Here is a 6,716-nt window from a genome sequence, read left to right as displayed (position 1 = left end):
CGCGTGCGCTGATGAGCCAACCGAAGCTGCTGCTGCTGGACGAGCCGTCGATGGGCCTCTCGCCGATCATGGTGGAGAAGATCTTCGAAGTTGTGCGCGACATCTCCTCGCAGGGCGTGACCGTGCTGCTCGTCGAGCAGAACGCGCGCCTGGCGCTGCAGGCAGCGCACCGTGGCTACGTGATGGACTCCGGTCTCATCACCATGAGTGGCGACGCCAAGCAGATGCTGGACGACCCGAAGGTGCGCGCCGCCTACCTGGGCGAATAAGTACCACGCAGCAACCTGGAAAAAGCCTCGCAACCGCGAGGCTTTTTTCTTTGGTGCGTCAGACCGATGCGGCTTGGGCGGAGTCCGCGCTGGCCTGGTAGACGTTCGGCCGGTGCAGTTGCATGAAACCGATGTCGCCCGGCACGTCGGCAAAGCCGTGCTTGCGGTACAGCCACGCGGCATCGGTGGTGACGAGCACCGTGCGACGCAGGCCCTGCAGCTCCGGGTGCCCGCGCAGGAAATGCATCAGTGCATTGGAGATGCCCTTGCCACGCCATTCTGGCAGCACGAACACATCGCACAGGTAGGCGAAGGTCGCGCAGTCGGAGATGACGCGCGCGAAGCCCACGAGATCCCCGTGTGTGCCGTCGTCGTTCAGGCGGTAGGCGCCGAAGGCCAGCGAGTTGGCGATCGATCGGTCGAATGTCGAACGAGGCAGGCCGCGCGCCCAATGCGTGTGCTCGGAGAGGAAGCGATAGATCTGGTCCAGCGGGAGCCACGCAGGATCGTCGGACAAAACGATCCCCGTGGCCGGAACAACCTGCGTTGCGGCCATGGCAAACCTCGGGGGTGGGAACAGCGGTGGAGGGCGGCGCATCGCGCGCCGCCCGGGTGATGCGTGAACGCTTAAGCGTGCGCCTTCAGCAGCGTACGCAGCATGCCGATCATCGTGTCGATTTCATCGGTGGTGACGTTCAGCGCGGGCATGAAGCGCAGGATGTTCGGGCGCGGTGCGTTGAGCAGCAGGCCCGTCGGGTTCATCTCGCGCGCGGCCTCGACCAACTGGCCGCCGATGTCCTTGCCGAGCAGCAGGGCGCGCAGCAGGCCCTCGCCGCGCTCGCCGGCCAGGCCGAATTCTTCCGACAGCTTGAGCAGTTGCGCGCGCAGGTAGGCGCCGCGCTCGTTCACGCCAGCGAGGAAGCCCGGGGCCAGCAGTTGCTCGATCACCGAGCAACCGACAGCCGTCATCAGCGGGTTGCCGTTGTAGGTGCCGCCCTGGTCGCCGGCCTCGAAGCTGGCGACTTCATCCGTGCAGAGCAGAGCGGACAGTGGCACGCCGCCGCCGATGCCCTTACCCAGCGTCATGATGTCCGGCTCGATGTTCGAGAGCTGGTAGGCGAAGAGGGTGCCGCAACGGCCGTAGCCGGCCTGCACTTCATCGACGATCAGCAGCAGCTTGTGCTTCTTGGTCAGTGCGCGCAGTTGCTGCATGAACTCCGGCGTGGCCGGCAGCACACCGCCTTCGCCCTGCACCGGCTCCAGCATCACGGCGACAGTGTCGTCGGTGATCAGGCGTTCCACCGAGGCGATGTCGTTCAGGTCGGCCTTCGGGAAGCCCGGCACCTGCGGCGCGAAGATGGTGTCCCAGCCAGCCTTGCCCGACGCGCTCATGGTGGCGAGCGTGCGGCCGTGGAAGCTGTGGTCGAAGGTGATGATCTGGAAGGCGCCGTTCTTATGCTTCTTGCCCCACTTGCGGGCGAGCTTGATGGCGCCTTCGTTGGCCTCGGCGCCGCTGTTGGCGAAGAAGACCTTGTCGAAGCAACTGTGCGCGGTCAGCAGGCCGGCCAGCTTGGCCATCGGCTCGTTGTAGAAGGCCGGGCTCGGGTTGATGAGCTTCTTCGCTTGCTCATTGAGCGCGGCGATCATGCCGTCGTTGGAGTGGCCCAGGCAGTTGACGGCCCAGCCTTGCACGAAATCCAGGTATCGCTTGCCGTTGTGATCCGTCAGCCACGAGCCCTTGCCTTCGGTGAAGACGATCTCGGGCCGGTTGGTGATGTACATCAGGGACTGGACGGGGTAGTCAGCAAACGCCATGGCAAAGCTCCAGAAAAAGGCGGCAGGAAGATGAAAACGTGGAAAGCGCGGGTGGGAAAAAGACAAAGGCCACGGGGGGTGCCCGTGGCCTTGTGATCGTCGAATCCTGTGAACCTGAGTCGTGCAATCAGCAGACAGCCGCGTGGCTTCCCGAGGGGAGCAACGTACGGCGGCGTCGGAGGTGCAGGGCTTGGTTCATGGGCGCAAGAATAAGACGGATGCCTGGTCAAGTCAAAACGAAAATTGACCCAGTGTGGATTTGTGCAACGGTCAGCCGGCCGGGTGCAGATCCGCCTCCGAGGTGAACGAGTCCGCGAAGAAGGCGTCCGGGTGCATCTTGCTCTGGGCGGCGAAGTCCGTGCGGGCGGCGTTGACCATCACCGGGGCGCCGCAGGCGTAGACCTCGTGGTTGGACAGATCCGGGTGGTCGGCCATGACCGCCTGATGGACGAAGCCGGTGCGGCCGGTCCAGGCGTCTTCAGGCAGGGCGTTGGAGATGACCGGCACGTACTGGAAGCCCGGCAGCGTGCGCGCCCATTCCTCGGCCTTCGCGTGCATGTACAGGTCTTGCGGGCGGCGGCCGCCCCAGTACAGCGTCATCGGGCGCTGGCTGCCGATGAACTGCGCGTGCTCGATGATGGCCTTGATGGGGGCGAAGCCGGTGCCGGAGGCCAGCAGGATGATCGGCTTGTCGGACTCTTCACGCAGGAAGAAGCTGCCCAGCGGGCCTTCGAAGCGCAGGATGTCGCGCTCTTTCATGGCCGGTGCGCCTTCCTTGGCGCCGAACACGTAATCGGTGAAGGCGCCGCCCGGCATGTGGCGGATGTGCAGCTCGATCGGGCCGTCATCGTGGGGCGGGTTGGCGATCGAGTAGCTGCGGCGCTTGCCGTCGCGCAGGATGAACTCGACGTACTGGCCGGCCAGGAACTGCATGCGCTCGGTGGCAGGCAGCTGCAGCTTGACGATGGTGACGTCCGGCGCAGCTTTCTCCAGCGAGGCCACGCGGCACGGGATCTTCTTGATGGGCACGTCGCCGGCGCCATGCACTTCGCGCACTTCGATGGTGACGTCGGTGGCGGGCGTGGCACAGCAGAACAGCGCGCGGCCCTCGGTGGCTTCCTGGGCGGAGAGCGCGTTGGGCGAGTGGTTGCCCTGGACGATGGAGCCTTCGCGCACGTGGCCCTTGCATGAGCCGCACGCGCCGTTCTTGCAGCCATACGGCAGGCCGATGCCCTGGCGCAGCGCCGCTGCAAGGATGGTCTCGCCGTCTTCGGCCTGGAACTGGCGGCCGCTGGGCAGCACGTTGATCTGGTAAGCCATACTACAATCCGAATATGTTGAAAAGAGTGTCTGGTCGCCCCGCTGCGGCGCATCCGATGATGATGACCCAGGCGGCGGCCCGGTCACCTCAACCCATGCCGAGGCTGGGCCGTCCGCGCATCCTGATCGTCGGATGCGGCGATGTCGGTCAGCGCTGCCTGCCGGCCTTGCAATCCAAGTTTCGCGTCTTTGCCGTCACCTCGCGCGACGCGGGTCGCGTACCGCTGCGTGCTGCCGGCGCGGTGCCGGTGCTGGCCGATCTCGACCGCATCGACTCCCTGCGCCGCCTGCGTGGCCTGGCGCCGCGCGTCCTGCACCTGGCGCCGCCGCCCGCGTCCGGCACGGACGATCCGCGCACGGCTGCGTTGCTACATGTGCTGTCCCGACCCGGGTCGCTGCGGGGTTCGCTACGTGCGGCCGGTCCGGCACAGGGCGCATCCGTTGCGTTGTCTATGACGAAACGTCGCATTTTACCCGACCGGAGCCCCCGTGCCGGCCGCTTAAAACACCATGCCCGGGTGCGCACGCTGGTCTATGCCAGCACCAGCGGCGTCTACGGCGATTGTGGCGGCGCGTGGGTCGACGAAACCCGCCCGGTGCGGCCCACCACGGCGCGCGCGCAACGCCGCGTGGCCGCCGAGCGCCGCGTGCGCTGGTTCGGCGCGGGCGGTGGCTGGCGCACGTCGATCCTGCGCATTCCCGGCATCTATGCGGGCGACCGCCTGCCCGAAGCACGCCTGCAACGCGGCACGCCCGCGCTGCGCGCGGAAGACGACGTCTTCACCAACCACATCCACGCCGATGACCTGGCCCGCGCGCTCGTCGCCGCGTTGTTCCGCGGCCGCGCGCAGCGCGTGGTGCACGCGAGCGACGCTTCGGAGTTGCGCATGGGCGATTACTTCGACCTGGTGGCCGACGCACGCGGCCTGCCGCGCCCGCCCCGCATCGCGCGCGCTGAAGCCGCCCAGCGGCTGGAGCCGACCCTGCTGTCGTTCATGAGCGAATCGCGCCGGCTGCGCAATGACCGGCTCGCGCGCGAGCTGCGGCTGGCGCTGCGCTACCCGACCGTGGCGGACTTCCTGGCCAGCGAGGGTTGACGTGGTCGCGCTTGCCGCCACTGCCCATGTCACGCGCCGGCGGCTGGTCCGGCTGGGGTTGGCATTGGCGGGGCTGGTGATCGGCGTGGCGCTGTGCTGGGCGGGTGCCAGCGCCGTGGCCGACGCCATGGGCGCGCGCGACATCCAGCAGGTCGCCGACGCGCGCCGCCAACTGGCCGAGCAGGTGGCGGGCGGCATGGCCAACCAGATCACCGCCGACGTGGCGCTGCTGCGCGCGATTCCGCAGACCATCGCCCAGATCGAAGCCATTCCGCAGGCGGCCGCGCGCGTCGACACGCAGCGCTGGAACCTGATGGACGAAGGCTCGCGCGCGAAGGAGGCGCTGGCGCATACCGAGGTGCAGGCGGCCTGCGCCTTCCTGAATACCGTCAACGGCAACCTCGGGCTGGACTACACCTGGGTGGTCAACACGCACGGCTATGTGGTGCTCGCCAGCAATGCCGGGCAGCCCGAATCGTTTGTCGGCGTGCAGTCGGCGCTGCAGCCTTTCATGAAGGAGGCCATGCTGGGCGGCCTGGGCGAGCAGTTCACGATCGGCCGCGTGACGGGGGTGCCGGGGCTGTTCTTTTCTGCGCCGGTCTATGACGACAACGGCCACCTGGTGGCGGCACTAGCCACCAAGGTCAATCTGGCGCGCCTGCAGCATTGGGTGTCGCACACCACCTCGCTGGTGGCCGATGCGAACGGGTTGATCATCCTGTCCACCGACACGTCATTGGTGGGCAAGATCCTGCCCGACTCGCGGCTGGCGCGGATGACGCCGTCCGAGCGCTTCAACGAATACCAGCGCGTCGATTTCGATGCGTGGCCCTACCTGCCCAGTGTGCAGTCGCATCGAGATGTGCCGGCGTGGGTGCCGCCGGAGGTGCGCAACGCCCTGGTCTGGCGCGAAGGCAGCGCGGTGCCGTCCCTCTTGATCACACGCAGCGCCAGCGCGGACCTGAGCGCCGTGGTGGCCGAGCCGCTGGTGGCCTGGTCGCAGCAGCTGGCCACCCACGCGCGCTACCGCATGCTGGGCTTCGCGCTGTTCGTGAGCATACTGCTGACCTTCATGCTGGTGATGTGGTCGCTGCTGCGCGAGCGCCAGCATCACCGCGTGACGCGTCATCTGAACCAGCGCCTGCAGCGCACCAACAGCGCACTCGCCAATGAAGCGCACTTCGACCACCTGACCGGCGTGCTGATGCGTCGGCGCTTTCTCGCGCTGTTCGAGACCGTGCTGACGCGCGCGCAGACGCGTGGTGAATCCGTGGTGCTGGTGCTGGCCGATCTGGACCACTTCAAGCGCATCAACGACACCTGGGGCCATGCGGTGGGCGACCTCGCGCTGCAGCGCTTCGCCTCGATCGCCACCAGCGTCCTGCGCAGCAGCGACCTGATCGGGCGGCTGGGCGGCGAGGAGTTCGCCATCGTGATGAGCCGCACCACCCTCGACGCCGCCACCGAGGTGGTCGAGCGCCTGAGGACCGCCGTGGCCGAAGTGGACGAGACGCTGCCCAGCGGCCTCGTCATGACGGTCAGCCTCGGCATGACCGCGTGCCGGGCGGGCGATGCCGCCTCCGAGATGCTCAAGCGCGCGGACCTGGCGCTGTATCGTGCCAAGGATAGCGGGCGCAACCGGTACGTGGCCGGCTAGTCAGCGTGGCGACTGTCGCGCTGCCTTGCGCTTGCGGGCGCGCAGCTCAACGCGCGACGCCGCCAGCGGCACCCGCTTGAAGCGCTCGCGCCGCTGCTCCTCGTCAAAGAACGCCAGCGACGGCTTGACCAGATCGCTGCGCGAGACGATCCCCACCAGCCGGCGCGATTGCGAATCGGTCACCACTGGCAGCCGCTCCAGCCCATGCACCGCCAGGCGGGTGGCGACGATGCGGCAGGTCTCGCCGGGCAACGCCATCACCGGGGCGTTGGCGCCGAACAGCTCGGCGATGATGCGTGCGCCGCGCTGCTGGCCGGCGAGCAGCGCATCACGGTCGAGCATGCCGACCAGCGCGCCGTCACGCACCACCGGGAACGCGCGGTGTGCCTGCGATGCGCCAAAGCGGCCGGCCAGCGTATCCACGAGCGTGGCCTCGGCCTCGATGGTCTGCATCGTGCGCGTCATCACCTCATCCACAGCGTGACGCTCCAGCGGATCGACGCCGTATTCGCGATAGATATGGAAGCCGCGCCGCGCGATCTTCTCGGTCATGATCGA

At 67.6% G+C, this 6,716-nt stretch carries 6 protein-coding genes and 1 pseudogene; 3 read left to right on the top strand and 4 right to left on the bottom strand.

Annotation, left to right across the window (positions count from 1 at the left end; genetic code table 11):
- Positions 1-269 (top strand): annotated as a pseudogene (locus tag QZ609_RS22995) (ABC transporter ATP-binding protein); the annotation flags it as partial.
- Positions 270-327: 58 nt separating this feature from the next.
- Here QZ609_RS22995 and QZ609_RS22990 read toward each other — a convergent pair.
- The 3 genes from QZ609_RS22990 to QZ609_RS22980 form a co-directional block, all read right to left on the bottom strand.
- Positions 328-825, bottom strand: coding sequence for a GNAT family N-acetyltransferase (locus QZ609_RS22990; protein WP_295499841.1), 498 nt, complete (start codon positions 823-825; stop codon positions 328-330).
- Positions 826-896: 71 nt separating this feature from the next.
- Positions 897-2,084 carry an acetylornithine transaminase gene (locus tag QZ609_RS22985; RefSeq protein WP_295499839.1) on the bottom strand — a complete coding sequence of 396 codons (1,188 nt, stop codon included), beginning with the start codon at positions 2,082-2,084 and terminating at the stop codon, positions 897-899.
- Between the two features lie 270 nt (positions 2,085-2,354).
- Positions 2,355-3,404: a CDP-6-deoxy-delta-3,4-glucoseen reductase gene (locus QZ609_RS22980; RefSeq protein WP_295499837.1), complete on the bottom strand. Its 1,050-nt coding sequence runs from the start codon at positions 3,402-3,404 to the stop codon at positions 2,355-2,357.
- A 59-nt stretch (positions 3,405-3,463) separates the two neighbouring features.
- On the opposite strand from QZ609_RS22980, the gene QZ609_RS22975 reads away from it, so the two are divergent.
- Positions 3,464-4,501 (top strand): NAD-dependent epimerase/dehydratase family protein, encoded by a 1,038-nt coding sequence (locus QZ609_RS22975; protein WP_295499843.1) that lies wholly within the window; start codon positions 3,464-3,466, stop codon positions 4,499-4,501.
- A gap of 1 nt (position 4,502) precedes the next feature.
- Positions 4,503-6,158 carry a diguanylate cyclase gene (locus tag QZ609_RS22970; RefSeq protein WP_295499835.1) on the top strand — a complete coding sequence of 552 codons (1,656 nt, stop codon included), beginning with the start codon at positions 4,503-4,505 and terminating at the stop codon, positions 6,156-6,158.
- Here the strand turns inward: QZ609_RS22970 and QZ609_RS22965 are convergent.
- Positions 6,159-6,716: CBS domain-containing protein (locus QZ609_RS22965; RefSeq protein WP_295499833.1), on the bottom strand; the 558-nt coding region annotated here is incomplete at its 5' end. It lies immediately after the preceding gene.

Source organism: uncultured Ralstonia sp., from assembly GCA_913056305.1.
GTDB lineage: Bacteria > Pseudomonadota > Gammaproteobacteria > Burkholderiales > Burkholderiaceae > Ralstonia.
The sequence above is the reverse complement of the archived record's forward strand: the minus strand, read 5'-3'. Positions and strand labels throughout refer to the sequence as shown.

Coding starts and splice junctions, on each gene's coding strand:
- QZ609_RS22990 (WP_295499841.1), bottom strand. CDS start 825: ATGGCCGCAACGCAGGTTGTTCCGGCCACGGGGATCGTTTTGTCCGAC.
- QZ609_RS22985 (WP_295499839.1), bottom strand. CDS start 2,084: ATGGCGTTTGCTGACTACCCCGTCCAGTCCCTGATGTACATCACCAAC.
- QZ609_RS22980 (WP_295499837.1), bottom strand. CDS start 3,404: ATGGCTTACCAGATCAACGTGCTGCCCAGCGGCCGCCAGTTCCAGGCC.
- QZ609_RS22975 (WP_295499843.1), top strand. CDS start 3,464: ATGATGACCCAGGCGGCGGCCCGGTCACCTCAACCCATGCCGAGGCTG.